Genomic DNA, 1,030 nt, shown 5'->3' with positions numbered 1-1,030 from the left:
AGGTGGGGCCGGGGCCGGAGTCGAGGCCGAATGGGCGGGCAGGCTCGGGGTCGTGACGGGGGTCGCGATGGCGACATGCCAGCCGAGGCCGTCTTCGATCGGGCCGACGAGCGTGGTGTGCGGGTGGGTCTGGAGGGCTTCGGCGATGGCGGCCGGTAGCGAGTCGAGCGTGATCGGCCCGAGAGGTTCGAGATCGGCGGGCGAGGCTTCGCACGCCCGCTCGCGATCACTGAACAGACGATGGCGTACGAGGTGCCGCGCCGGGAAAGCGGGGTCGGGAGACGGTCTGCGCCGCCATTCCGACGGGGTGGTGACATCGGCTGTGATGTGGTCGAACATGGCGCGCACCCACGGGCTGCCGTTGTATGCGGCGGCGTTGATCGAGCCCAGTTCGACGGCGGCCAACCGATCCAGTGGCGGTTTCTCCTGCGGGCGCAGGCCGAGACCGGTGGCCGTGCTCTCGCACAGTGCCTCGGTGAGGATGACCTGGGTGAGCCACCTGGCGAGCTGGCGGTCCTCGGAGGTGCCCGGCACCGGAAGCGCCGCGCTGAGCGGGCCCTCTCGCAGGGCGGTGAGGCGCTCGTCGAGGAGCTTGCGGGAGATCGGGCGGCCGTCCACCCAGCCGATCACCTCCCGCTGGCCGAAGTGCGCCTCGTGCTGTGCACCCGGACCTGTGGTCGAGCCGGATGGCTGCGCCCGATCCTGACCTGCCGCCGAGCCTGCCGTGCGAGCTGCCTGTGGATCCGGTGTCGAGTCGGGTGCCTGGCCCATCCCCTGGCCTGCTGCTGGGGCCGTCTCCTGATGTGTCGTCGGGCCCGCCCCAGGTCCCGTCAGAGAGCCCGTCGCAGGGTCCGTCAGAAGGTCCTCCGTCAGAGGGCCCGCCACAGGGTCCTCCGTCAGAGGGTTCGTCCCGGGGTCCGTCAGAGGGTCCGCCGCCGAGGCCGTCTCCGTTCCGGCGGGAGGGATTTGCCGGCGAGCCGCTTCGTCCGGCAGGGGGGTTTCCGGGGGAGTCGCTCGGCCCGGCAGGGAG

The 1,030-nt window shown here is 72.0% G+C and carries 1 protein-coding gene; it reads right to left on the bottom strand.

The window, feature by feature from the left end; genetic code table 11:
• A partial coding sequence (locus tag E1294_RS52050; RefSeq protein ID WP_425465294.1) for a DUF7158 domain-containing protein occupies positions 1 to 630 on the bottom strand: 630 nt, incomplete at its 3' end.
• Positions 631 to 1,030: the final 400 nt, after the last annotated feature.

It is taken from the genome of Nonomuraea diastatica (assembly GCF_004349015.1).
GTDB classification, from domain to species: Bacteria; Actinomycetota; Actinomycetes; order Streptosporangiales; family Streptosporangiaceae; genus Nonomuraea; species Nonomuraea diastatica.
The sequence above is the reverse complement of the archived record's forward strand: the minus strand, read 5'-3'. Positions and strand labels throughout refer to the sequence as shown.